A 24,296-nucleotide genomic window follows, 5' to 3' on the forward strand; every position below is an offset into this window, starting at 1 on the left:
AGTAGACCGCCCCCGGGAGCCCTCCCAGCCTCGTCCGGCTAGCCGTGCGCGGCCGCGAGGTGGCGGGCCAGCCGCGGGGACGCGAACTCCGTCCCGCACACGAACCGCATCACCGGGCCGTACGAGGAACCGCCGAGCATCCCCGTGAAGTACAGACCGGGGATCGACGAGACATAGCCCGCGCCGAGCCGCGGCGTGCCCCGGCTGGTGGCGAGCCGGGCGCGCAGGCCGTCGCCGAGGAACGGCATCGCGGCCAGGTCGACCCGGTATCCGGTCGCCGCGATGACATGGTCGCCGCCGATCTCCGCGAGCCGGTCGCCGTGCGTGCGTACGGTCAGGACGGGCGCCCCGTCCGTCACCGTCACACGCTCCACGGCGGCGACCTCGCGCACCGCCACCTTCCCCTCGAAGCGCTCCTTCAGCCACCACGCGCCGAGCGGACCGAGCACCCGCTTCACGAGGAAGTGCCGTGCCTGCGGCGGCAGTTGGCGGTACTGGTGCGGGTAGTACGTGAACGCGTACAGCGACCACGCGTTGCCGAACGGGGTCTCGGGGCGGAACCTCGGCTGGTTCCACGGCGGCGCCCCGAAGCGGACCCGGCCCTTGCCGCGCGAGACGACCCGTACGCTCGCGCCCGCCTCCGCCGCGAGGGCCGCCGTCTCCAGCGCGGACTGCCCCGCGCCGACCACGATCAGCTCCTTGCCCGCGAACCGGGACAGGTCGTGGTGCTGGGCGCTGTGCGAGAGCGGACCCGTCGCAGTGGGCCCGTCGGGGACCGCGGCGGCGAACTCGCGCGGCAGGTGCTCCAGACCGGACAGCCCCGTGGCGACGACGACGGCGCGGGCCGTGAACTGCTCCCCCGAGTCCAGCTTCAGCTCGAAGCCCGCCGCGCCGCGCCGGTCCACGGACACCACGCGTACGCGCTCCAGCTCGGGCACCAGCTTCTGCTGGAACCAGTCGCCGTACGCCACGAACGTCTCGGCGGAGATCAGGTCCTCGTCCGTGACCAGACGGTCGATGCCGGCGGCGTCGCAGTAGTCGGCGAGCCGGTGGCCGCGCTGCGGTGCGTCGATGCTCGACGCGGACGGGACGGACTTGAGGATCATTCCCTCGGGCATGTGCGAGCGCCAGCTCACCATGGGTTCCCCGAAGACCCGTACGGGAATGCCGCGGGCCCGAAGGTGCGCGGCGGTGGACAGGCCGTAAGGGCCCGCTCCGATGACAGCGACAGGATGGATCACGAAGTCCCTCCCCAGGACGACGCAGCGTCAATACTCCGTGCGCGTCCGGGCATCCTCAGACGCCCGGACCCGACGTGCTGCCGCGGCGGTTGGTCTGCCACAGCTGGTACAGATGCTTGGCACCCGGCCGTACGAATCGGGCGAGCATCGTGAAGAACGGCCGTGGATCGTCGGCCGCCCACCACGCCAGCTCCGTACCGCTCGCGCGGGACGGGGCGTGCGGGGTCGTGTATCCGCTGCGCCGATAGGCGAGCAGGGCCGGCAGGTCGATGTTCTCCACCACGTACCGGTGTCCCGCCCGCTGTTCCCCCTCCGGGACGGCGCGGCCGGTCAGATCCAGGTGCAGGGCTCGGACGACGTCGATGCCCGCCTCGTTCTCGAAGAGGCGGAACTGGGCGCCCATCCGCGGATTGAAGTCGAGGAGCTTGTACTGTCCGTCGCGCCGGTCGAAGCGCAGATCGAGGTCGATGACTCCGCTGAACCCGGTCTGCTTGATGAAACGCGCGGCGAGGTCCGCGAGTTCCGGATTGTCCACGACGTACGCGTTCGCCGTCATGCCCGCGTGCGGGGGCCAGGAGCGGACCTTGACCCCGGTGAACATCGCGCGGGGCGTGGAGTCCCGGTCGAAGTAGGAGTGCACGATCCAGTCCTCGGCCTGCTCGCGCGGCAGGTACTCCTGGAGGATCACGCCGGGCTTCTCGCCCCAGCCGCGGGCGAGTTGACGCAGTCCGTTCGCGGTGGCGATCCTCGTCGTCCCGTTCACGGCGGGGTGCGAGCGGCGGGTGAACGCCTCCCGGTTCTTCGCCACCACCGGGAAGCGCGCCTTCTCGGCGAACTCCTCGATGTCCGCGTACGACTGCGGGAACGCGGCCGCCGGCGAGGGGATGCCGTGCTCCACGCACAGCTCGTGCAACCCCTGCTTGCTGGCGAGACGGCGCGGCAACTCCCGCTCCACGCGCGGGAACAGATACCCGGCGTCGGCCAGCGGGTCCTGGTGCTCGGCGATCAGGACGGCCGCTTCCTCGTCCGTCGGGATCATCACCGTGGGCCGGCCGATCCGGCGCGCGATCCGCACCAGCCCCTCGACGAGCCGCTCCGGCTCCTCCGCCCCGGTGGTCCGCCAGGGGAAGGCGCCGCGCAGATAGCGGGAGGCCGCCGCGGGTGTGTACCGGTCCTCGGTGATCGCGTACATGGGCACCCCGAGCCTGCCCAGGCTGCGGATGGCTCCGACGCCTCCGTGGTGCAGCGGATAGTCACCGAACTTCACGATGAGGCCCGGCACGTCCCGGTCCACGGCGAATGGCACACGTTCGGTACCGCTCCGCGCATTACCGGCACTCCTGGCCACGGGTCCCCCCACGCGTCCCCCATCGGACCCGGACCCACCCCGTCCGCGCCCACCGGACAATGACGCTAAGCCGGAACCCACCACTCCATCAACGGGTCATTCGGACATTGCGAACTCTTTAGGCACTGCCCCAACTGCCGTCTCCCACGTAACGTGTGGCCCACACCGAATGGAAAGTGAGGCCCGCAGGCATGGCACCCGCAGCCACCTCCGCGTCCGCGTCCGAGCCCACCAGGCTCGACCGTCCCGACCCGCTCGACCTCCCCGAAGGCGACCCCTTCGGCGCGCACAACCTTCCGTACGGCGTCTTCTCGTACGCGGACCAGGGCCCCCGGGTCGGCGTCCGCTTCGGCGACCACGTCCTGGACGCGGGCGCGGCGGCGACGGCCCTCGGCTCCCCGTACGCGGGCCTGCTGGCCCGGCCCACCCTCAACCCCCTGCTGGCGGCGGGCCGCACGGCCTGGTCGGACGTGCGCCGCGCGCTCACCGCCTGGCTGACGGTCCCGGCCCACCGCGAGACCGTGCGCCCCCATCTGCACCCGCTCGCCTCGGTCACCCTGCACCTCCCCTTCGAGGTCGCGGACTACGTCGACTTCTACGCCTCGGAGAACCACGCCTCGAACCTGGGCCGGCTCTTCCGCCCGGACGAGGAGCCGCTCAAGCCCAACTGGAAGCATCTGCCGGTGGGTTACCACGGCCGCGCCGGCACCGTGGTCGTCTCGGGCACGGACGTGGTCCGCCCGTCGGGGCAGCGCAAGGCGCCGTCCGACCCGGCCCCGGTCTTCGGGCCGTCGGTCCGCCTCGACATCGAGACGGAGGTCGGCTACGTGGTCGGCGTCCCCTCCGCCCAGGGCACGCCGGTCCCGCTCGCCGACTACCGCGACCACGTCTTCGGGCTCTGCCTCCTCAACGACTGGTCGGCGCGCGACATCCAGAACTGGGAGACGGTGCCGCTCGGCCCGCACCTGGGCAAGTCGTTCGCCACGTCGATCTCCGCCTGGATCACGCCCCTCGACGCCCTGGACGCGGCCCGCACGGCCCCGCCGGAGCGCACCGTGCCGCTGCTCCCGTACCTCGACGACACCGCGTCGACCGACGACCCCGCGGGCTACGACCTGCACATCACGGTCTCCCTGAACGGGCACATCATCTCGGAGCCCCCCTTCTCCGGCATGTACTGGACCGGCGCCCAGATGCTGGCCCACATGACGGTCAACGGCGCGTCCCTGCGCACCGGCGACCTCTACGGCTCGGGCACCATCAGCGGCACCGAGGACAACGAGCGCGGATCGCTGATCGAGATCACCTGGAACGGCCGCGACCTCCTCGACCTCCCCACCGGCAAGCGGGGCTTCCTGGAGGACGGCGACGTGGTGACGATGACCGCGTGGGCCCCGGGCCCCGACGGCACCCGGGTGGCCCTGGGCGAGGTCACGGGCCGGATCGTCGGCGCCGTCTAGCCGAAGTCCTGTCCAGCCGAAGCCCGACCGGCCGAAGTCCCGACCGGCCGAAGCGCCGCCCGGCCTAGGTCACCAGTCCACGTCGTCGGGCTCGGCCTCCGGCCAGAAATCCGGCTCGGGTTCCGCGGAATCCGAGCCGGAGCCGGAGCCGGTACCGAAGCCGGTTCCGGTACCGGAATCCGAGCCGGAGCCGGAGGCACTCGGGGCGCCGCCGTCCATCCCGGCCAGCACCTTCAGCACTCCCTCGCCCCACGTCGCCAACTTCTTCTCGCCGACGCCACCGATCGTCCCCAACTGCGCCACCGACGTGGGCCGTTGCAGGGCGATCTCCCGCAGCGTCGCGTCGTGGAAGATCACATACGCCGGGACCCCGTTCTCCTTCGCCTGCTCGCCGCGCCAGGCCCGCAGCGCCTCGAACACCGGCACCAGCTCGGCCGGCAGATCCGCCGCGACCGTCTTGGCCTTCCGCTCGCCCCGCGCCGCACGCGTCGTCGCGGGCTTCGGCGCCTCCTTGCGCAGCCGCACCTCCCGCTCGCGCCCCAGGACGCTCGCGCTGTCCTCGGTGAGCACCAGCGTCCCGTACTCGCCCTCGACCGCGATCAGGGACTGGGCCAGCAACTGCCGCACCACGCCCCGCCATTCGGTCTCGCTCAGCTCGTCACCGATGCCGAAGACGGACAGCTGGTCGTGGTCGAACTGGATGACCTTCGCGGTGCGCTTGCCGAGCAGGATGTCGATGATCTGGCCCGCGCCGAACTTCTGCCGCCGCTCCCGGTCGAGCCGCACCACCGTGGAGAGGATCTTCTGCGCGGCGACGGTGCCGTCCCACGTCTCCGGCGGGGTGAGGCAGGTGTCGCAGTTCCCGCACGACCCGGCGCCGTCCTGCCCGAAGTACGTGAGCAGCTGGGACCGGCGGCACCGCGCCGTCTCGCACAGCGCCAGCATCGAGTCCAGATGGGCGGAGGCGCGGCGCCGGAACGCCTCGTCCCCCTCCCCCATGTTGATCAGCTTCCGCTGCTGCACGACGTCCTGGAGTCCGTACGCCATCCACGCGGTCGACGGCAGTCCGTCACGCCCGGCGCGCCCGGTCTCCTGGTAGTACCCCTCGACGGACTTGGGCAGGTCGAGGTGGGCGACGAACCGCACGTCGGGCTTGTCGATGCCCATGCCGAACGCGATGGTCGCGCAGACGACGAGGCCCTCCTCGCGCAGGAAGCGGGACTGGTTCCGCGCGCGCGTCCCGGCGTCCAGGCCCGCGTGGTAGGGCACCGCCTCGATCCCGTTCCTGCACAGGAACTCGGCGGTCGCCTCGACCGACTTGCGCGACAGGCAGTACACGATGCCCGCGTCACCCTCGTGCTCCTGCTTCAGGAAGGTCAGGAGCTGCTTCTTCGGGTCCGCCTTGGGCACGATCCGGTACTGGATGTTCGGCCGGTCGAAGCTCGCCACGAAGTGCTTCGCGTCCGGCATGCCGAGGCGCTGGGTGATCTCCTGGTGCGTGGCGTGCGTCGCGGTGGCGGTGAGCGCGATCCGGGGCACGTCGGGCCAGCGCTGCCCGAGCACGGACAGGGCCAGGTAGTCGGGGCGGAAGTCGTGCCCCCACTGGGCCACACAGTGCGCCTCGTCGATCGCGAAGACGGAGATCTTGCCGCGCGAGAGCAGGTCGAGGGTGGAGTCGAGGCGCAGCCGCTCCGGCGCCAGGTAGATGATGTCGAGCTCGCCGGCGAGGAACTCGGCCTCGACGGTCCTGCGCTCGTCGAAGTCCTGCGTCGAGTTCATGAACCCGGCGCGCACGCCGAGTGCCCGCAGCGCGTCCACCTGGTCCTGCATGAGGGCGATCAGCGGCGAGACGACGACGCCCGTCCCGGGCCTGACCATGGCCGGGATCTGGTAGCAGAGCGACTTGCCGCCACCGGTCGGCATGAGGACGACGGCGTCGCCGCCGCCCACCACGTGCTCGATGATCGCTTCCTGCTCACCCCGGAAGGCGTCGTATCCGAAGACACGATGGAGCGTGGCAAGCGCCTCGCTCTCGGTCACCTCGCTCATACCGTCAGTCCCGTCCTCGCCCGCCGCTCTCGACTTCCCCCGCAACGATAGGGGGCCGGACCGACAGCCCGAGACTTATCCACAGCAGCCCCTGTGGATAACTTGCTCACAATCGTCCGGACCCTCACTCGTCCGTGGGAGCCCGCACGCACAGAAGCCCGGCCCCACCAGGGACCGGGCTTCCACGGGCTCAGCGGGGCGCTACCGCACGAAGACGCCCGCCTGGCTCGCCAGGTCCAGGAAGTACTGCGGCGCGAGCCCCAGCACGATCGTGACCGCCACACCCACGGCGATCGTCGTCATGGTCAGCGGCGACGGCACGGCCACGGTCGGCCCGTCCGCCTTCGGCTCGCTGAAGAACATGAGGACGATCACGCGGATGTAGAAGAACGCGGCGATGGCCGACGAGATCACACCGACCACCACGAGCGCGCCGGCGCCGCCCTCGGCCGCCGCCTTGAACACGGCGAACTTCCCGGCGAAACCGCTGGTCAGCGGGATCCCGGCGAAGGCGAGCAGGAACACCGCGAAGACGGCGGCGACCAGCGGCGAGCGCCGCCCGAGCCCCGCCCACTTCGACAGGTGCGTCGCCTCGCCGCCCGCGTCGCGCACCAGCGTCACCACGGCGAAGGCGCCGATCGTGACGAAGGAGTACGCGGCCAGGTAGAAGAGGACGGACGAGACACCGTCGGGCGAGGTCGCGATGACACCGGCCAGGATGAAGCCCGCGTGCGCGATCGACGAGTACGCGAGCAGCCGCTTGATGTCGGTCTGCGTGATCGCGACGATCGCGCCGCCGAGCATCGTGACGATGGCGACGGCCCACATGACCGGCCGCCAGTCCCAGCGCAGCCCCGGCAGGACCACGTACAGGAGCCGCAGCAGCGCGCCGAAGGCGGCGACCTTCGTACCGGCCGCCATGAAGCCGGTGACCGGCGTCGGGGCGCCCTGGTAGACGTCCGGCGTCCACATGTGGAAGGGGACGGCGCCGACCTTGAACAGCAGGCCCATCACGACCAGCGCCATGCCGATGAGCAGCAGCGCGTCGTTGCCCATGGTGTCGGCGAGGGCCGGGTCCACGTTCTGGATGGAGCCGTCGACGACGCTCGCGAGGGTGGCGTACGAGACGGAGCCCGCGTAGCCGTAGAGCAGCGCGATGCCGAACAGGGTGAACGCCGAGGCGAAGGCGCCGAGCAGGAAGTACTTGACCGCGGCCTCCTGCGACATGAGCCGCTTGCGGCGGGCCACGGCGCACAGCAGGTACAGCGGGAGCGAGAAGACTTCCAGGGCGATGAAGAGCGTCAGCAGGTCGTTCGCCGCGGGGAAGACCAGCATGCCGCCGATCGCGAAGAGGGCGAGCGGGAACACCTCGGTGGTGGTGAACCCGGCCTTGATCGCGGCCTTCTCGCTGTCGCTGCCGGGCACGGACGCGGCCTGCGCGGCGAACGAGTCGACGCGGTTGCCGTGCGCCTCCGGGTCGAGCCGCCGCTCCGCGAACGTGAAGATCGCGACCAACCCGGCCAGCAGGATGGTCCCTTGGAGGAAGAGCGCGGGACCGTCGACGGCGATCGCGCCCATGGCCGCGATGTGCGCCTTGGTGGTGCCGTACCCACCGGCGGCGAGCCCGACGACCGCGGCGAAGGCGGCGGCGAGCGCGACGACGGCCAGGAACACCTGGACGTAGTAGCGGGACTTACGGGGCACGAACGCCTCGACCAGGATCCCCAGGACGGCGGCACCGATGACGATCAAGGTCGGGGACAATTGCCCGTATTCGATCTTCGGTGCGTCGATCTTGGAGATCGGATCGGCGGCTGTTGTCCACAGGCTGTGGACGGCTGATGCACTCACTTGTGGGCCGCCTCCACTTCCGGCTTCGGGTCCTTCTTCTGGACGTCGGACATCGTGTGCTTGACCGCCGGGTTCACCAGCTCGGTGAGCGGCTTCGGGTACACACCGAGGAAGATCAGTACGCCGATCAGCGGGACCACGACCGCCAGTTCACGCACCCGCAGGTCGGCGATGCCCTCGTTCGACGGCTTCACCGGGCCCGTCATGGTCCGCTGGTAGAGGACCAGCGTGTAGAGCGCGGCGAGCACGATGCCGAACGTGGCGATGATGCCGATGACCGGGTAGCGCGCGAACGTGCCGACCAGGACCAGGAATTCACTCACGAACGGCGCGAGCCCCGGCAGCGACAGCGTCGCGAGGCCGCCGATCAGGAACGTGCCGGCGAGCACCGGGGCGACCTTCTGCACGCCCCCGTAGTCCGCGATGAGACGCGAGCCGCGCCGCGAGATCAGGAACCCGGCGACCAGCATCAACGCGGCTGTCGACAGGCCGTGGTTGACCATGTAGAGCGTCGCGCCGGACTGGCCCTGGCTGGTCATCGCGAAGATGCCCATGATGATGAAGCCGAAGTGCGAGATCGACGCGTACGCCACCAGGCGCTTGATGTCGCGCTGGCCGACCGCGAGCAGCGCGCCGTAGACGATGCTGATGAGCGCCAGGACGAGGATGACCGGCGTCGCCCACTTGCTCGCCTCCGGGAAGAGCTGGAGGCAGAAGCGGAGCATCGCGAACGTGCCGACCTTGTCGACGACGGCCGTGATCAGTACGGCGACCGGGGCCGTCGCCTCGCCCATCGCGTTCGGCAGCCAGGTGTGCAGCGGCCACAGCGGGGCCTTCACCGCGAAGGCGAAGAAGAAGCCGAGGAAGAGCAGCCGCTCGGTGTTGGTCGCCATGTCGAGCGAGCCGTTGGCCCGCGCCTCGGCGATCTCCTGGAGCGAGAAGTTCCCCGCGACCACGTAGAGGCCGATGACGGCCGCCAGCATGATGAGGCCGCCGACGAGGTTGTAGAGGAGGAACTTGACCGCCGCGTACGAGCGCTGCGTCGCGGCCTCCTTCTCGCCGTGCGGGCCCGCGCGGTCGCCGAAGCCGCCGATGAGGAAGTACATCGGGATGAGCATGGCTTCGAAGAAGATGTAGAAGACGAAGACGTCGGTGGCCTCGAAGGAGATGATCACCATCGCCTCGACGAGGAGGATCAGGGCGAAGAAGCCCTGCGTCGGGCGCCACCGCCCCGCGGCGAAGCTGCCGAGAGACTCGGCGCCGGTCTCCTGCGGGTCGGCGTCGTGCCAGCCGGCCAGGATCACGAACGGGATGAGCAGCGCGGTCAGCGCGACGAGCGCCACCCCGATGCCGTCCACGCCCAGTTCGTAGCGGACCCCGAATTCCTTGATCCACCAGTGGGATTCGGTGAGTTGGTAGCGGTCGCCGTCCGGGTCGAAGCGGACCGCGACCACCGCCGCGAGGACCAGGGTCGCGACCGAGAACAGCAGCGCGAGCCACTTGGCCGCGGTGCGCTGCTTCGCCGGTACGGCGGCCGTGGCGATGGCGCCCACGGCCGGCAGTACCGCCGTCGCTGTCAGCAGAGGAAAGGACATCGGTATCAGACCGCCCTCATCAGCAGGGTCGCGGCGACGATGACCGCCGCACCGCCGAACATCGAGACGGCGTACGAGCGGGCGTAGCCGTTCTGGAGCTTGCGCAGCCGTCCGGAGAGGCCGCCGACCGAGGCCGCCGTCCCGTTGACCACCCCGTCGACCAGGGTGTGGTCGACGTAGACGAGCGAGCGCGTGAGGTGCTCGCCGCCGCGTACGAGGACGACGTGGTTGAAGTCGTCCTGGAGCAGGTCGCGGCGGGCCGCGCGGGTGAGCAGCGAGCCGCGCGGGGCGACGACGGGGACCTCGCGGCGCCCGTACTGGAGCCAGGCGATGCCCACGCCGATCACCAGGCAGACCATGGTGGCGCCGGTGACGACGCCCGCGCTGATCGGCGCGTGCCCGTGGCTGTGCCCGGTGACGGGCTCCAGCCAGTGCAGGAACCGGTCGCCGATGGAGAAGAAGCCACCGGCGAAGACCGAGCCGACCGCGAGGACGATCATCGGGATGGTCATGGACGAGGGCGACTCGTGCGGGTGCGGCTCATGGCCCTCGGCGTCCGGCTGCCAGCGCTTCTCGCCGAAGAAGGTCATGATCATCACGCGGGTCATGTAGAACGCGGTGATGGCCGCGCCGAGCAGGGCGACGGAGCCGAGGATCCAGCCCTCCGTGCCGCCCTTCGCGAACGCCGCCTCGATGATCTTGTCCTTGGAGAAGAAGCCGGACAGGCCGGGGAAGCCGATGATGGCCAGGTAGCCGAGCCCGAACGTCACGAAGGTGACCGGCATGTACGTCCGCAGGGCGCCGTACTTCCTCATGTCCACCTCGTCGTTCATGCCGTGCATGACCGAACCGGCGCCGAGGAAGAGCCCGGCCTTGAAGAAGCCGTGCGTCACCAGGTGCATGATCGCGAAGACGTAGCCGATGGGGCCGAGGCCCGCGGCGAGCACCATGTAGCCGATCTGCGACATCGTCGAGCCGGCGAGGGCCTTCTTGATGTCGTCCTTCGCGCAACCGACGATCGCACCGAACAGCAGCGTGACCGCGCCGACGATGGTGACGACGAGCTGTGCGTCGGGCGCGGCGTTGAAGATCGCCCCGGACCGCACGATGAGGTACACGCCCGCGGTCACCATGGTCGCGGCGTGGATGAGGGCCGAGACCGGGGTCGGGCCCTCCATCGCGTCCCCGAGCCAGGACTGGAGCGGCACCTGCGCCGACTTGCCGCACGCGGCGAGCAGCAGCATCAGGCCGATCGCGGTGAGCTTGCCCTCGGAGGTGCCCCCGACGAGACCGGGCTCCTCCAGCGTGCCGAGCACCGGGGTGAAGGCGAACGTCCCGAAGGTCGTGAACATCAGCATGATCGCGATCGACAGGCCCATGTCGCCGACCCGGTTGACCAGGAACGCCTTCTTCGCGGCGGTGGCCGCGCTGGGCTTGTGCTGCCAGAAGCCGATCAGCAGGAACGAGGCGAGGCCCACGCCCTCCCAACCGACGTACAGCAGGAGGTAGTTGTCGGCGAGGACGAGGAGCAGCATCGCCGCGAGGAACAGGTTCAGGTAGCCGAAGAAGCGGCGGCGCCGCTCGTCGTGCTCCATGTACCCGATCGAGTAGATGTGGATCAGCGTGCCCACACCGGAGATCAGCAGCACGAACGTCATCGACAGCTGGTCCAGCTGGAAGGCGACGTCCGCCTGGAACCCCTCGACGGGGATCCAGCTGAACAGGTGCTGGCTGAGCGTGCGGTCCTCCGGGCCCTTGCCGAGCAGATCGGAGAACAGCACCAGCGCGATCACGAAGGAGACGGCCGCGAGCAGCGTGCCGAGCAGATGGCCCACCCGGTCCAACGCCCGCCCGCCGCACAGCAGTACGGCCGCTCCGAGCAGCGGCGCCGCGACGAGCAGCGCAATCAGGTTCTCAGCGTTCATAACGGTTCAGCGACCCCTTACAGCTTCATCAGGCTGGCGTCGTCGACCGAGGCCGAGTGGCGGGAACGGAACAGCGACACGATGATCGCGAGCCCGACCACGACCTCCGCGGCGGCGACGACCATCGTGAAGAAGGCGATGATCTGGCCGTCGAGGTTGCCGTGCATACGGGAGAACGCGACGAACGCGAGGTTGCACGCGTTCAGCATCAGCTCGATGCACATGAACACGACGATCGCGTTCCGCCTGATGAGCACGCCGGTGGCGCCGATCGTGAACAACAGGGCGGCGAGGTACAGGTAGTTCACCGGATTCACTTCGACGCCTCCTCTGAACGCTCCAGACGATCGGTCGAGCGCTGCTCCAGGGCCTTGAGGTCGCGGAGCGCCTCACCCGAGACGTCGCGGACCTGACCGCGCTCGCGCAGCGTCTGCATGACCGTGAGCTCCGACGGGGTGCCGTCGGGCAGCAGGCCCGGGATGTCCACCGCGTTGTGCCGGGCGTAGACGCCCGGGGCGGGCAGCGGCGGCAGGTGCTTGCCCTCGCGCACGCGCTGCTCGGCCAGCTCGCGCTGGGTCTTGGCCCGCTCGGTGCGCTCGCGGTGCGTGAGCACCATCGCGCCGACGGCGGCCGTGATCAGTAGGGCGCCGGTGATCTCGAAGGCGAAGACGTACTTGGTGAAGATGAGGGCGGCCAGGCCCTCCACGTTCCCCCCGGCGTTCGCCTTGCCGAGGCCGTTGAACTGCGTCAGCGACGCGTTCGCCAGGCCCGCCACGAGCAGCACCCCGAAGCCGAGACCGCACAGGGCGGCCAGCCAGCGCTGCCCCTTGATGGTCTCCTTCAGGGAGTCCGCGGCGGTGACGCCGACGAGCATGACCACGAAGAGGAACAGCATCATGATCGCGCCCGTGTAGACGACGATCTGCACGATGCCCAGGAAGTACGCCCCGTTGGCCAGGTAGAACACCGCGAGGATGATCATCGTGCCGGCCAGGCAGAGGGCGCTGTGCACGGCCTTCTTCATCAGGATCGTGCACAGCGCGCCGATGACGGCGACGGTGCCGAGGACCCAGAACTGGAAGGCCTCACCGGTGGAGGTCGTGTAGGCGGCGAGCTGCGCGCTCATGCCTCCACCCCCTCGGCCTCGGTGGCCTCCGCGGCCTCGGACGGCTTCTCGCCCTTGGAGACGGCCACTTGGCGCTCGGTGCCGGGCGCCGCCTCGGTCACCAGACCCCGGTAGTAGTCCTGCTCGTCCATGCCGGGGAAGATCGAGTGCGGCGACTCGACCATGCCCTCCTCCAGACCGGCGAGCAGCTGCTCCTTGGTGTAGATGAGGTTGGCGCGGCTGCTGTCCGCCAGCTCGAACTCGTTCGTCATCGTGAGCGCGCGCGTGGGGCACGCCTCGATGCACAGGCCGCACAGGATGCAGCGGGCGTAGTTGATCTGGTAGACGCGGCCGTAGCGCTCGCCCGGGGAGTAGCGCTCCTCCTCGGTGTTGTCCGCGCCCTCCACGTAGATGGCGTCCGCCGGGCAGGCCCAGGCGCACAGCTCGCAGCCGACGCACTTCTCCAGGCCGTCCGGATGGCGGTTGAGCTGGTGCCTGCCGTGGAAGCGGGGAGCGGTGGTCTTCTGCTGCTCCGGGTACTGCTCGGTCAGCCGCTTCTTGAACATGGCCTTGAAGGTCACACCGAAGCCCGCGACAGGGTTCTGGAACCCGGGCTTGGTGTCCTTCTCGTGCTTCTCATGCTTCTCGTCAGCCATCGGACGCCTCCTTTCCGTCACGAGATCCGCCAAGTGATTCGTCACTCGCAGTATCGGGGCCACCACTGACAATCAACTCCCGCTCGTGGCGCGGCCGTCGGCGCGGCACGGGCGGCAGGGTCTGTCCCGGCAGCGGCGGCACGGGGAACCCGCCCGCCATCGGGTCGAAGGCCGCGGGCTCCTCGACCGCCGCGCGCCCCTTCTCCCCGCGGTCGCGGAAGATGTCCACGACGAACGAGAGCAGCAGGAGTACGAGGATGCCGCCGCCCACGTAGAGGGCGATGTCGGCGAAGTCGTAGTTCTCGTTGCGCAGGGTCCGCACGGTGGCGACGAGCATCAGCCACACCACGGAGACCGGGATGAGGACCTTCCAGCCGAGCTTCATCAGCTGGTCGTAACGGACGCGCGGCAGCGTGCCGCGCAGCCAGATGAAGAAGAACAGCAGCAGTTGGACCTTGACGACGAACCAGAGCATCGGCCACCAGCCGTGGTTCGCGCCCTCCCAGAACGTGGAGACCGGCCACGGGGCCCGCCAGCCGCCCAGGAAGAGCGTCACGGACACCGCCGAGACCGTCACCATGTTCACGTACTCGGCGAGCATGAACATCGCGAACTTGATGGACGAGTACTCGGTGTTGAAGCCGCCGACGAGGTCGCCCTCGGACTCCGGCATGTCGAACGGGGCGCGGTTCGTCTCGCCCACCATCGTCACGATGTAGATCAGGAACGAGACCGGCAGCAGCACGATGTACCAGCGGTCGTGCTGCTGGGCGACGATCTCGGAGGTCGACATCGAGCCCGAGTACAGGAACACCGAGGCGAACGCGGCGCCCATCGCGATCTCGTACGAGATCATCTGCGCGCAGGAGCGCAGGCCGCCGAGGAGCGGGTACGTCGACCCGGACGACCAGCCCGCGAGGACGATGCCGTAGATGCCGACGGAGGCGACAGCGAGGATGTAGAGCATCGCGATCGGCAGGTCGGTGAGCTGCATCGCCGTACGGGTGCCGAAGATCGAGATCTCGTTGCCCGACGGGCCGAACGGGATCACGGCGATCGCCATGAAGGCCGGGATCGCGGCGACGATCGGCGCGAGGATGTAGACGACCTTGTCCGCGCGCTTGACGACCAGGTCTTCCTTGAGCATCAGCTTGATGCCGTCGGCGAGCGACTGGAGCATGCCCCAGGGGCCGTGCCGGTTGGGGCCGATGCGCAGCTGCATCCAGGCGACGACCTTGCGCTCCCACACGATGGAGAACAGCACGGTCACCATCAGGAAGGCGAAGCAGAACACCGCCTTGACGACGACGAGCCACCACGGGTCGGTGCCGAACATCGACAGGTCTTCGAGTGCCAGGGGACTCATGACTGCACCTCCGGGGCCTCGGCGACGGCCGGGCCGATCTTCACGAGGTCGCCGGGAACGGCGCCCGCGTCCGACGCCACGCCGCTGCCCACGGAGTTCAGCGGCAGCCAGACCACACGGTCGGGCATCCGCGTGACCTGGAGCGGCAGTTCGACGGTTCCGGACGGGCCGGTGACCGCGACCGTGTCGCCGTCCTTCACGCCGGCCTCGGCGGCCGTCGCGGCGGACACGCGCGCGTGAGCGGCGTGCCGGGTGCCGGCCAGCGCCTCGTCGCCGTCCTGGAGGCGGCCGAGGTCGAGCAGCAGCCGGTGTCCCGCGAGGACGGCCTCGCCGCTCGCGGGCCGCGGCAGCTGGGCCGCCGTCTCCAGGGGCTCGGTGGCGTGCGGACCGTCCCAGTGGCCGAGCCGGTCCAACTCGCCGCGCGCCGCCCGCAGATCGGGCAGCCCCAGGCGGGCGTCCATGGCGTCGGCCAGCATCTGGAGCACGCGCCCGTCGGCCGGGGCGACCCGGCGCGTCATCTGGTCGGGCTTGAGCGCGGCCTCGAACATCCGCGCGCGGCCTTCCCAGTTGAGGAAGGTGCCCGCCTTCTCGGCGACCGCGGCCACCGGAAGGACGACGTCCGCGTGCGCGGTGACCTCGCTCGGCCGCTGCTCCAGGGAGACCAGGAACTCGACCTCGTGAAGCGCTTCACGCGCGCGTGCCGGAGCGGGGAGGTCGGCGACCTCGACGCCGGCCACGACCAGGGCCCGCAGTTCACCGGAGACCGCCGCCTCGACGATCTGGCCGGTGTCGCGCCCGTAGCGGTGCGGCAGTTCGGCCACACCCCAGGCGGCCGCGACTTCCTCACGCGCGCGCGGGTCGGTCGCCGGGCGGCCGCCCGGCAGGAGCGACGGCAGCGCGCCCGCCTCGACGGCGCCGCGCTCACCCGCGCGGCGCGGGATCCACACCAGCTGGGCGCCGGTCGCGGTCGCGGCCCGTACGGCGGCGGTGAGTCCGCCCGCGACGGCCGCGAGCCGCTCGCCGACGACGATCACGGCGCCCTCGCCGCGCAGCGCCTGCGAGGCCGCCACGCCCGCGGCGCCCTCCAGGCCGACGCCCGCGGCGAGCGCGTCCAGCCACTCGGCCTCGGTGCCGGGCGCGGCGGGCAGCAGCGTGCCGCCGGCCTTCTCCAGGCCGCGCGTCGCGTGGGTGGCGAGCGAGTAGACCTGCTGTCCGTGCGTCCGCCACGCCTTGCGGAGCTTGAGGAAGACGCCGGGCGCCTCCTCCTCCGACTCGAAGCCGACCAGGAGCACGGCCGGGGCCTTCTCCAGCTTCTTGTACGTGACGCCGCTGCCGTCCAGGTCGCGACCGCGTCCGGCGACTCGCGCGGCGAGGAAGTCGGCCTCCTCGCTGCTGTGCACACGCGCGCGGAAGTCGATGTCGTTCGTGTCGAGCACGACGCGCGCGAACTTGCTGTACGCGTACGCGTCCTCGACGGTCAGCCGGCCACCGGTGAGGACACCGGCCCGGCCCCGCGCGGCGGCGAGCCCGCGCGCGGCGACCTCCAGGGCCTCGGGCCAGGAGGCGGCCCGCAGCTCACCGCTCTCCTTGTCGCGCACCTGCGGCATCGTGAGCCGGTCCGGCTTCTGCGCGTAGCGGAAGCCGAAGCGGCCCTTGTCGCAGATCCACTCCTCGTTGACCTCGGGGTCGTCGGCCGCGAGGCGGCGCATGACCTTGCCGCGCCGGTGGTCGGTGCGCGTCGCGCAGCCGCCCGCGCAGTGCTCGCACACCGACGGCGACGACACCAGGTCGAAGGGGCGCGAGCGGAATCGGTACGCCGCCGACGTCAGCGCGCCGACCGGACAGATCTGGATCGTGTTCCCGGAGAAGTACGACTCGAAGGGGTCGCCCTCACCGGTGCCGACCTGCTGGAGCGCGCCGCGCTCGATCAGCTCGATCATCGGGTCGCCCGCGATCTGGTTCGAGAACCGGGTGCAGCGCGCGCAGAGCACGCACCGCTCGCGGTCGAGCAGCACCTGCGTGGAGATCGGGACCGGCTTCTCGTACGTGCGCTTCCTGCCCTCGAAGCGGCTGTCGGACTGGCCGTGCGACATCGCCTGGTTCTGGAGCGGGCACTCGCCGCCCTTGTCGCAGACCGGGCAGTCGAGGGGGTGGTTGATGAGCAGCAGCTCCATCACGCCGCGCTGCGCCTTCTCGGCGACGGGCGAGGAGAGCTGGCTCTTGACCACCATGCCGTCGGTGCAGGTGATGGTGCAGGACGCCATCGGCTTGCGCTGGCCCTCCACCTCCACGATGCACTGGCGGCAGGCGCCGGCCGGGTCGAGGAGCGGGTGGTCGCAGAAGCGCGGGATCTCGATGCCGAGCAGTTCGGCGGCGCGGATGACCAGGGTCCCCTTGGGGACGCTGATCTCGATGCCGTCGATGGTCAGTGAGACCAGGTCTTCCGGCGGGACCGCGGCCTCGCCGCCCCCGGAGGGAGCGCTAGTGGTCACAGTCATGCGTTCACCTCCGTGCGGTGCTGGTCGGCCCAGACGGTGGAGCGGGCCGGGTCGAAGGGGCAGCCCTTGCCCGTGATGTGCTGCTCGTACTCGTCGCGGAAGTACCTGAGCGAGGAGAAGATCGGCGAGGCGGCGCCGTCGCCGAGGGCGCAGAACGACTTGCCGTTGATGTTGTCGGCGATGTCGTTGAGCTTGTCGAGGTCGTCCATCGAGCCCTTGCCGGCCTCGATGTCGCGCAGCAACTGCACGAGCCAGTACGTGCCTTCGCGGCAGGGCGTGCACTTGCCGCAGGACTCGTGGGCGTAGAACTCGGTCCACCGGGTGACGGCCCGCACGACGCAGGTCGTCTCGTCGAAGCACTGGAGGGCCTTGGTGCCGAGCATCGATCCTGCGGCGCCGACGCCCTCGTAGTCCAGCGGGACGTCGAGGTGTTCCTCGGTGAACATCGGGGTGGAACTGCCGCCCGGCGTCCAGAACTTGAGGCGGTGGCCGGGCCGCATGCCGCCGCTCATGTCGAGCAGCTGGCGCAGGGTGATGCCGAGCGGGGCCTCGTACTGGCCGGGCGAGGCGACATGGCCGCTGAGCGAGTACAGCGTGAAGCCCGGGGACTTCTCGCTGCCCATCGACTTGAACCAGTCCTTGCCGCGATGCAGGATCGCGGGAACCGAGGCGATGGACTCGACGTTGTTCACCACAGTGGGGCACGCGTAGAGGCCCGCGACGGCAGGGAAGGGGGGACGCAGTCGCGGCTGGCCACGGCGGCCTTCGAGCGAGTCCAGGAGTGCGGTCTCCTCACCACAGATGTACGCGCCCGCCCCGGCGTGCACGGTGAGTTCGAGGTTCAGACCGGACCCGAGGACGTTCTGCCCGAGGTAGCCCGCGGCGTACGCCTCGCGGACGGCCTCGTGCAACCGCCGTAGTACGGGGACGACTTCGCCGCGCAGGTAGATGAAGGCGTGCTCGGAACGGATCGCGTAGCAGGCGATCACGATGCCCTCGATGAGGCTGTGCGGGTTCGCGAAGAGGAGCGGGATGTCCTTGCAGGTCCCCGGCTCCGACTCGTCGGCGTTGACCACCAGATAATGCGGCTTGCCGTCTCCCTGCGGGATGAACTGCCACTTCATCCCCGTCGGGAACCCGGCGCCTCCGCGACCTCGCAGGCCCGAGTCCTTCACGTAGGCGATGAGGTCGTCCGGCGACATGGCGAGGGCCTTGCGCAGCCCCTCGTAGCCGTCGTGCCGGCGGTACACGTCGAGCGACCAGGACTCGTCCTCGTCCCAGAAGGCCGACAGGACCGGCGCGAGCAGCTTCTCCGGGCTGGTGTCGTTGTTCTCGATCTCGGCTGCCAAGGTCATCACTCCCCCTCCTCGGCGGTCGGACCCGCGGGGTGCGCGGGGTCGGAGGCCGATGTGTCCTGCGGCGCGTCGTGCGAGCTGAGGTGCTCGGTGGGTGACGGCTCGTGGGCCGGTTCGCCCTTCGCCGCCTCGGCGCGCTGGTGGACCACGCGCGCGGGCGGCGTCTCGCCCTTGGCCAGGCGCAGACCGATCAGCGAGGCCGGGCCCGCGCTGCCGCTCGCTCCGACGGCGCCCTCGCGCTCGTCGGGGAACCCGGCCAGGATGCGCGCGGTCTCCTTGAAGGTGCACAAGGGGGCGCCGCGCGTGGGTGACACCTGCGTGCCCGCACGCAGGTCGTCGACGAGCTGCTTGGCGGTCTCGGGCGTCTGGTTGTCGAAGAACTCCCAGTTGACCATCACCACGGGAGCGAAATCACAAGCGGCGTTGCACTCGATGTGCTCCAGCGTGATCGCGCCGTCGTCCGTGGTGCCGTTGTTGCCGACGCCGAGGTGCTCCTGGAGCGACTCGAAGATGGCGTCGCCGCCCATCACCGCGCACAGCGTGTTGGTGCAGACGCCCACCTGGTAGTCGCCGCTCGGCTTGCGCCGGTACATCGTGTAGAAGGTCGCCACGGCCGTCACCTCGGCGGTGGTCAGGCCGAGCATGTCCGCGCAGAACTGCATGCCGGTGCGTGTGACGTGGCCTTCCTCGGACTGCACGAGGTGCAGCAGCGGAAGGAGCGCCGAGCGGGAGCCGGGGTAGCGGGAGATGACCTCCTTCGCGTCCGCCTCGAGTCGGGCTCGGACGTCGTCCGGGTAAGCGGGCGCGGGCAGTTGGGGCATGCCCAGGCTGACGCCCTGCTCCGAAGAACTGGTGGTCACCGGTCGACGCCTCCCATCACGGGGTCGATGGACGCGACGGCGACGATGACGTCGGCGACCTGGCCGCCCTCGCACATCGCCGCCATGGCCTGAAGGTTGGTGAAGGACGGGTCACGGAAGTGGACCCGGAAGGGGCGGGTGCCGCCGTCGGACACGGCGTGCACACCGAGCTCGCCCTTGGGCGACTCCACGGCCGCGTACGCCTGTCCCGGCGGGACGCGGAAGCCCTCGGTCACCAGCTTGAAGTGGTGGATGAGGGCCTCCATGGAGGTGCCCATGATGTTCTTGATGTGGTCGAGCGAGTTGCCGAGCCCGTCGGGCCCGAGGGCCAGTTGCGCGGGCCAGGCGATCTTCTTGTCGCCGACCATGACCGGGCCGGGCGCGAGCCGGTCCAGGCACTGCTCGACGATCCGCAGCGACTGGTGCATCTCCTCCAGGCGGATCAGGAAGCGCCCGTAGGAGTCGCAGGTGTCGGCGGTCGGGATCTCGAAGTCGTAGTTCTCGTAGCCGCAGTACGGCTGCGCCTTGCGCAGATCGTGGGGCAGTCCCGCGGAGCGCAGGATCGGTCCTGTGGCGCCGAGCGCCATGGAGCCGGCCAGGTCGAGGTAGCCGACGTCCTGCATACGGGCCTTGAAGATGGGGTTCCCGGTGGCGAGCTTGTCGTACTCGGGGAGGTTCTTCTTCATCTTCTTCACGAACTCGCGGATCTGGTCCACCGCGCCGGGCGGCAGGTCCTGGGCGAGCCCGCCGGGCCGGATGTACGCGTGGTTCATCCGCAGGCCGGTGATCAACTCGTAGATGTCGAGAATGAGTTCACGATCACGGAATCCGTAGATCATGATCGTGGTCGCGCCGAGTTCCATACCGCCGGTGGCGATGCAGACCAGGTGCGAGGACAACCGGTTCAGCTCCATGAGGAGCACGCGGATGATCGAGGCCCGGTCGGGGATCTCGTCCTCGATGCCGAGGAGCTTCTCGACCGCGAGGCAGTACGCCGTCTCGTTGAAGAACGGCGTCAGGTAGTCCATGCGCGTCACGAACGTGGTGCCCTGCGTCCACGTGCGGTACTCGAGGTTCTTCTCGATGCCCGTGTGCAGGTAGCCGATGCCGCAGCGGGCCTCGGTGACCGTCTCGCCGTCGATCTCCAGGATCAGGCGCAACACCCCGTGCGTGGACGGGTGTTGGGGTCCCATGTTGACGATGATGCGCTCGTCGTCGGACGTGACCGCGGACTGGACGACCTCGTCCCAGTCGCCACCGGTGACCGTGTACACGGTGCCTTCGGTGGTCGCGCGCGCAGTTGCGTGGGGAGTAGTCATCAGCTGTACGACCTCCGCTGGTCCGGAGCCGGGATCTGGGCGCCCTTGTACTCGACGGGGATGCCGCCGAGGGGGTAGTCCTTGCGCTGCGGGAAGCCCTGCCAGTCGTCCGGCATCATGATCCGCGTCAGCGCGGGGTGGCCGTCGAAGACGATGCCGAAGAAGTCGTACGCCTCGCGCTCGTGCCAGTCGTTCGTCGGGTACACGGTGACCAGGGACGGCACGTGCGGGTCCGTGTCGGGCAGGGAGACTTCGAGGCGGATCAGACGGTTGTGGGTGAGCGACCGCAGGTGGTAGACGGCGTGCAGCTCACGGCCCTTGTCCCCGGGGTAGTGCACCCCCGAGACGCCGGTGCAGAGCTCGAACCGCAGGGCCGGGTCGTCGCGCAGGGTCTGCGCGACGCGGACCAGGTGGTCGCGCTCGATGTGGAAGGTGAGCTCGCCCCGGTCGACGACCGTCTTGTCGATGGCGTTCTCGGGGACGAGGCCCTGTTCCTCCAGGGCTCCCTCCAGCTCGTCGGCGACCTCGTCGAACCAGCCGCCGTAGGGGCGGGCGGTCTCTCCGGGCAGCCGGATCGAGCGGACGAGGCCGCCGTAACCGGAGGTGTCCCCGCCGTTGTCGGCGCCGAACATGCCGCGCTGGACGCGGATCTCCTCGCCGCCCTCGCCGCGCTGCCCCGGAAGGTTGGAGGCGCTGAGGTCCTTCTCGGGATTGATCCCGTTGCTCTGGGCGTCGCTCACCGCAGCAGCCCCTTCATCTCGATCGTCGGCAGCGCCTTGAGCGCCGCCTCCTCCGCCTCGCGGGCCGCCTCCTCGGCGTTCACGCCGAGCTTGGAGGACTGGATCTTCTGATGGAGCTTGAGAATCGCGTCCATCAGCATCTCGGGCCGGGGCGGGCAGCCGGGCAGATAGATGTCGACCGGGACGACGTGGTCGACGCCCTGCACGATCGCGTAGTTGTTGAACATCCCGCCGGACGAGGCGCAGACGCCCATGGAGATGACCCACTTGGGGTTGGGCATCTGGTCGTAGACCTGGCGCAGGACGGGCGCCATCTTCTGGCTCACCCGGCCCGCGACGATCATCAGGTCCGCCTGGCGGGGCGATCCGCGGAAGACCTCCATGCCGAACCGCGCCAGGTCGTACCGGCCCGCGCCCGTCGTCATCATCTCGATGGCGCAGCACGCGAGCCCGAACGTGGCGGGAAAGACGGACGACTTGCGCACCCAGCCCGCGGCCTGCTCGACGGTGGTCAGCAGGAATCCGCTCGGCAGCTTTTCTTCGAGTCCCATTGCTCTCTGGCTCCTGTCGTCCCCTGTGCGGGGCTCAGTCCCATTCCAGGCCGCCGCGCCGCCACACGTACGCGTAGGCGACGAAGACGGTGAGCACGAAGAGCAGCATCTCCACGAGCCCGAAAACCCCCAGGGCGTCGAAGGTGACGGCCCAGGGGTAGAGGAAGACGATCTCGATGTCGAAGACGATGAAGAGCATCGCCGTCAGGTAGTACTTGATGGGGAAGCGCCCGCCGCCGGCCGGCGTGGGGGTCGGCTCGATACCGCACTCGTAGGCTTCGAGTTTGGCCCGGTTGTACCGCTTTGGACCGATAAGCGTGGCCATGACCACGGAGAAGATCGCAAAGCCTGCCCCGAGGGCTCCCAGTACGAGGATGGGCGCATACGCGTTCACCGCTCCTCGCTCCTCTCAGTCGGCACTGACTGCTGGCGGTTGCACGGGCCCGCGACTCCCGCCCCTCCTGCAAACGGTCGAAGATCGCTTACATGTGAAGCAGGTCACAAGCCCAACTGCCCCGCATCCTATGCCTGCCGCTCTGTGATCTGCGACACGGGGTACGCCAACTACTTTGTGATCTCCACCACCTGACGAAGGATCATGAAGTCGGATGAGCGGTGATCTTCACACTCGAAGCGCCTGAGTGATCACCAGAGGTGACAACTTGCCCGGTTACCGCAGGTCGGAGCCTCGTCGCACTATCAAGAGGGCCGCGCGACGGGCAAATTGGCGCTGGACGCCTTTGGCTGATAGTGGACCTCGTTCACACATCAGAGGGAGAGGTGTGGACGGGAGTGGACGCCAGGGTCGCCCCCTAGGGGTTGAGTGTGACCTGCGTCACGTGCCAAGTAACCTGCCGGAAACCGGGCTTGGCCAACGGCCTCAACGAGTGGTAGGCCTCGGGCAATTCGGGCGTATTGCTGAAAACCCATGATCACAGCGTTGATCGCCGGTGTCCGTATTGCCCGTTACGGCGTCAATAAGGGCCGTCGGTAACGGGATTCACGCGGCGGCTTCACAACTGTGGCGCACCACACGTTTCTTGATGGGAACGGTGAAGCCCTGATAGCGGTTGTTCTCATGTCCCACACCGCTCACATACCCAGCCACCGGAAGCCCCGCCGCAGCGCCTCGAAGATGGCCCTGCGCGCAGGAGTTACCGGTGGCGTCCTCAGCACCCTGGCAGTCGCCGGTGCGTCCGGTGCGGCGAACGCGGCCGAGCCGGTGACGCAGACCATCGAGCTGCCCACGCTCACCGCCGATCTGTCCACGCAGGTCGCCCAGTCCGCGGACGCCACCCAGCAGGCCGCGGCCAACTACCAGCTCCAGGCCGAGCGTGACGAGGCCTTCGCCAAGGCCGCCGACCAGGCCAAGAAGGACCAGCTCGCCGCCGAGAAGAAGGCGGAGGCCAAGAAGAAGGCCGAGGCCGCCGCCAAGGCGAAGGCCGAGCGCGAGGCGGCCGAGAAGGCCGCCGCGTCCCGCTCCAGCGAGCGCACCACGCTCGCCACGGCCACCGAGACCGCGGCCGCCCCGGCCAGCGGCTCCGTCGCGTCCGTCATCAGCTTCCTGAAGGCCCAGGTCGGCGACGCGTACGTGATGGGTGGCACCGGCCCCAACTCGTGGGACTGCTCCGGCCTCGTCCAGGCCGCGTTCAAGCAGGCCGGCGTCGACCTGCCGCGCACCTCGCAGGACCAGTCGGTCTCCGGCACCCCGGTCTCCCTGTCGAACGTCCAGGTCGGCGACGTCCTGTACTGGGGCGGCGCGGGCTCGGCGTACCACGTCGGTGTCTACATCGGTAACGGCCAGTACCTGGACGCCGCCAACCCCTCCAAGGGCGTGGTCATCCAGGACCTGTCCGGCTACCCGGCGAGCGGCGCGGTCCGCGTCCTCTGAGGTCCCTGTGAACGGCCGAAGGGCCGCCGCTCCCGATGTCGGGAGCGGCGGCCCTTCCGCGTGAACGGGCCCGGCGTGGCGGGGCCGCGCCAGGAGGCACAGCAGGGGGTGGAGCCAGCCCGGCGGACTCAGCCCTGCGGACTCAGCCCTGCGGGGTCAGCTCGCCCATCGGACCCCAACCCTCGTTCGGGATGTCGGCGTTGATGATCTCGGGGACCGAGGCGATGAGCGGAGCCATGGCCTCCAGGCCCGCCTTGAAGTGGTCCGAGCCGACGTGCGCGGCGCCCGCGTCAGCGTCCCGGAAGCCCTCCAGGAGGACGTACTGGTGGGGGTCCTCGACGCTGCGGGACCAGTCGAAGAAGAGGTTGCCCTCCTCGGCGCGGGTGGCGGCGGTGAACGCGGCCGTCTTCTCCAGCCAGGAGTCGGCGTACTCGGGTCGGGCGGTGAACTTCACGGCGATGAAAATCATGCTTCCACCCTGCCTCC

At 69.7% G+C, this 24,296-nt stretch carries 20 protein-coding genes; 2 read left to right on the forward strand and 18 right to left on the reverse strand.

Annotated elements, in window-relative coordinates:
* Window positions 1–38: 38 nt before the first annotated feature.
* Both V2W30_RS16775 and V2W30_RS16780 read right to left on the reverse strand, forming a co-directional pair.
* The gene (locus V2W30_RS16775; RefSeq protein WP_338697428.1) at window positions 39–1,241 is read right to left on the reverse strand and encodes an FAD-dependent oxidoreductase; all 1,203 of its coding nucleotides are present in this window, start codon (window positions 1,239–1,241) and stop codon (window positions 39–41) included.
* A gap of 55 nt (window positions 1,242–1,296) precedes the next feature.
* Complete coding sequence (locus V2W30_RS16780; protein ID WP_338697430.1) at window positions 1,297–2,547, reverse strand: ATP-grasp domain-containing protein; 1,251 nt, start codon at window positions 2,545–2,547, stop codon at window positions 1,297–1,299.
* Window positions 2,548–2,780: 233 nt separating this feature from the next.
* On the opposite strand from V2W30_RS16780, the gene fahA reads away from it, so the two are divergent.
* Window positions 2,781–4,049: a fumarylacetoacetase gene (fahA, locus tag V2W30_RS16785; protein WP_338697432.1), complete on the forward strand. Its 1,269-nt coding sequence runs from the start codon at window positions 2,781–2,783 to the stop codon at window positions 4,047–4,049.
* A 69-nt stretch (window positions 4,050–4,118) separates the two neighbouring features.
* Here the strand turns inward: fahA and recQ are convergent, their stop codons facing one another.
* The 15 genes from recQ to V2W30_RS16860 all read right to left on the reverse strand — a co-directional run bounded on the left by recQ (window position 4,119) and on the right by V2W30_RS16860 (window position 22,313).
* Entirely contained in the window at window positions 4,119–6,098 is a 1,980-nt protein-coding gene (gene recQ / locus V2W30_RS16790; RefSeq protein WP_338697434.1) for a DNA helicase RecQ, read from the reverse strand.
* A gap of 201 nt (window positions 6,099–6,299) precedes the next feature.
* Window positions 6,300–7,949: an NADH-quinone oxidoreductase subunit NuoN gene (gene nuoN, locus V2W30_RS16795; RefSeq protein ID WP_338697436.1), complete on the reverse strand. Its 1,650-nt coding sequence runs from the start codon at window positions 7,947–7,949 to the stop codon at window positions 6,300–6,302.
* Complete coding sequence (locus tag V2W30_RS16800) at window positions 7,946–9,544, reverse strand: NADH-quinone oxidoreductase subunit M (protein WP_338697438.1); 1,599 nt, start codon at window positions 9,542–9,544, stop codon at window positions 7,946–7,948. Before V2W30_RS16800 ends, nuoN begins: the two co-directional genes overlap by 4 nt.
* Window positions 9,545–9,549: 5 nt before the next feature.
* Complete coding sequence (nuoL, locus tag V2W30_RS16805) at window positions 9,550–11,469, reverse strand: NADH-quinone oxidoreductase subunit L (RefSeq protein WP_338697440.1); 1,920 nt, start codon at window positions 11,467–11,469, stop codon at window positions 9,550–9,552.
* Window positions 11,470–11,486: 17 nt separating this feature from the next.
* Window positions 11,487–11,786, reverse strand: a complete 300-nt coding sequence (gene nuoK, locus V2W30_RS16810) for an NADH-quinone oxidoreductase subunit NuoK (protein ID WP_003974374.1) — start codon at window positions 11,784–11,786, stop codon at window positions 11,487–11,489.
* Window positions 11,783–12,595, reverse strand: a complete 813-nt coding sequence (locus V2W30_RS16815) for an NADH-quinone oxidoreductase subunit J (RefSeq protein WP_338697442.1) — start codon at window positions 12,593–12,595, stop codon at window positions 11,783–11,785. The genes nuoK and V2W30_RS16815 overlap by 4 nt, the downstream gene beginning before the upstream one ends.
* Window positions 12,592–13,230 carry an NADH-quinone oxidoreductase subunit NuoI gene (gene nuoI / locus V2W30_RS16820; RefSeq protein WP_338697444.1) on the reverse strand — a complete coding sequence of 213 codons (639 nt, stop codon included), beginning with the start codon at window positions 13,228–13,230 and terminating at the stop codon, window positions 12,592–12,594. The genes V2W30_RS16815 and nuoI overlap by 4 nt, the downstream gene beginning before the upstream one ends.
* Window positions 13,223–14,596, reverse strand: a complete 1,374-nt coding sequence (nuoH, locus tag V2W30_RS16825) for an NADH-quinone oxidoreductase subunit NuoH (RefSeq protein ID WP_338697445.1) — start codon at window positions 14,594–14,596, stop codon at window positions 13,223–13,225. Before nuoH ends, nuoI begins: the two co-directional genes overlap by 8 nt.
* Complete coding sequence (locus V2W30_RS16830; RefSeq protein WP_338697446.1) at window positions 14,593–17,094, reverse strand: NADH-quinone oxidoreductase subunit G; 2,502 nt, start codon at window positions 17,092–17,094, stop codon at window positions 14,593–14,595. Before V2W30_RS16830 ends, nuoH begins: the two co-directional genes overlap by 4 nt.
* Window positions 17,091–18,449 carry an NADH-quinone oxidoreductase subunit NuoF gene (nuoF, locus tag V2W30_RS16835; RefSeq protein ID WP_338697448.1) on the reverse strand — a complete coding sequence of 453 codons (1,359 nt, stop codon included), beginning with the start codon at window positions 18,447–18,449 and terminating at the stop codon, window positions 17,091–17,093. The genes V2W30_RS16830 and nuoF overlap by 4 nt, the downstream gene beginning before the upstream one ends.
* Entirely contained in the window at window positions 18,449–19,309 is an 861-nt protein-coding gene (gene nuoE, locus V2W30_RS16840; protein ID WP_338697450.1) for an NADH-quinone oxidoreductase subunit NuoE, read from the reverse strand. Before nuoE ends, nuoF begins: the two co-directional genes overlap by 1 nt.
* Window positions 19,306–20,628: an NADH-quinone oxidoreductase subunit D gene (locus V2W30_RS16845; protein ID WP_338697452.1), complete on the reverse strand. Its 1,323-nt coding sequence runs from the start codon at window positions 20,626–20,628 to the stop codon at window positions 19,306–19,308. Before V2W30_RS16845 ends, nuoE begins: the two co-directional genes overlap by 4 nt.
* A complete protein-coding gene (locus V2W30_RS16850; RefSeq protein WP_338697454.1) occupies window positions 20,628–21,368 on the reverse strand; it encodes an NADH-quinone oxidoreductase subunit C in 741 nt (246 codons plus the stop codon). Before V2W30_RS16850 ends, V2W30_RS16845 begins: the two co-directional genes overlap by 1 nt.
* Window positions 21,365–21,919 carry a NuoB/complex I 20 kDa subunit family protein gene (locus V2W30_RS16855; protein WP_006133126.1) on the reverse strand — a complete coding sequence of 185 codons (555 nt, stop codon included), beginning with the start codon at window positions 21,917–21,919 and terminating at the stop codon, window positions 21,365–21,367. The genes V2W30_RS16850 and V2W30_RS16855 overlap by 4 nt, the downstream gene beginning before the upstream one ends.
* A gap of 34 nt (window positions 21,920–21,953) precedes the next feature.
* Window positions 21,954–22,313, reverse strand: a complete 360-nt coding sequence (locus tag V2W30_RS16860) for an NADH-quinone oxidoreductase subunit A (RefSeq protein ID WP_007383963.1) — start codon at window positions 22,311–22,313, stop codon at window positions 21,954–21,956.
* Between the two features lie 684 nt (window positions 22,314–22,997).
* On the opposite strand from V2W30_RS16860, the gene V2W30_RS16865 reads away from it, so the two are divergent.
* Entirely contained in the window at window positions 22,998–23,810 is an 813-nt protein-coding gene (locus V2W30_RS16865) for a C40 family peptidase (protein ID WP_338697464.1), read from the forward strand.
* Window positions 23,811–23,952: 142 nt separating this feature from the next.
* On the opposite strand, the gene V2W30_RS16870 is transcribed toward V2W30_RS16865, so the two are convergent.
* Window positions 23,953–24,279 (reverse strand): putative quinol monooxygenase, encoded by a 327-nt coding sequence (locus V2W30_RS16870; protein WP_338697466.1) that lies wholly within the window; start codon window positions 24,277–24,279, stop codon window positions 23,953–23,955.
* Between the last annotated feature and the right edge of the window lie 17 nt (window positions 24,280–24,296).

It is taken from the genome of Streptomyces sp. Q6 (assembly GCF_036967205.1).
Classification (GTDB): Bacteria; Actinomycetota; Actinomycetes; order Streptomycetales; family Streptomycetaceae; genus Streptomyces; species Streptomyces citrinus.

Bases quoted from the DNA above. Each gene is read 5' to 3' on its own strand.
- fahA (WP_338697432.1), top strand. From the start codon at position 2,781: ATGGCACCCGCAGCCACCTCCGCGTCCGCGTCCGAGCCCACCAGGCTC.
- recQ (WP_338697434.1), bottom strand. From the start codon at position 6,098: ATGAGCGAGGTGACCGAGAGCGAGGCGCTTGCCACGCTCCATCGTGTC.
- V2W30_RS16800 (WP_338697438.1), bottom strand. From the start codon at position 9,544: ATGTCCTTTCCTCTGCTGACAGCGACGGCGGTACTGCCGGCCGTGGGC.
- nuoL (WP_338697440.1), bottom strand. From the start codon at position 11,469: ATGAACGCTGAGAACCTGATTGCGCTGCTCGTCGCGGCGCCGCTGCTC.
- V2W30_RS16815 (WP_338697442.1), bottom strand. From the start codon at position 12,595: ATGAGCGCGCAGCTCGCCGCCTACACGACCTCCACCGGTGAGGCCTTC.
- nuoI (WP_338697444.1), bottom strand. From the start codon at position 13,230: ATGGCTGACGAGAAGCATGAGAAGCACGAGAAGGACACCAAGCCCGGG.
- nuoH (WP_338697445.1), bottom strand. From the start codon at position 14,596: ATGAGTCCCCTGGCACTCGAAGACCTGTCGATGTTCGGCACCGACCCG.
- V2W30_RS16830 (WP_338697446.1), bottom strand. From the start codon at position 17,094: ATGACTGTGACCACTAGCGCTCCCTCCGGGGGCGGCGAGGCCGCGGTC.
- nuoF (WP_338697448.1), bottom strand. From the start codon at position 18,449: ATGACCTTGGCAGCCGAGATCGAGAACAACGACACCAGCCCGGAGAAG.
- V2W30_RS16845 (WP_338697452.1), bottom strand. From the start codon at position 20,628: ATGACTACTCCCCACGCAACTGCGCGCGCGACCACCGAAGGCACCGTG.
- V2W30_RS16855 (WP_006133126.1), bottom strand. From the start codon at position 21,919: ATGGGACTCGAAGAAAAGCTGCCGAGCGGATTCCTGCTGACCACCGTC.
- V2W30_RS16865 (WP_338697464.1), top strand. From the start codon at position 22,998: ATGTCCCACACCGCTCACATACCCAGCCACCGGAAGCCCCGCCGCAGC.
- V2W30_RS16870 (WP_338697466.1), bottom strand. From the start codon at position 24,279: ATGATTTTCATCGCCGTGAAGTTCACCGCCCGACCCGAGTACGCCGAC.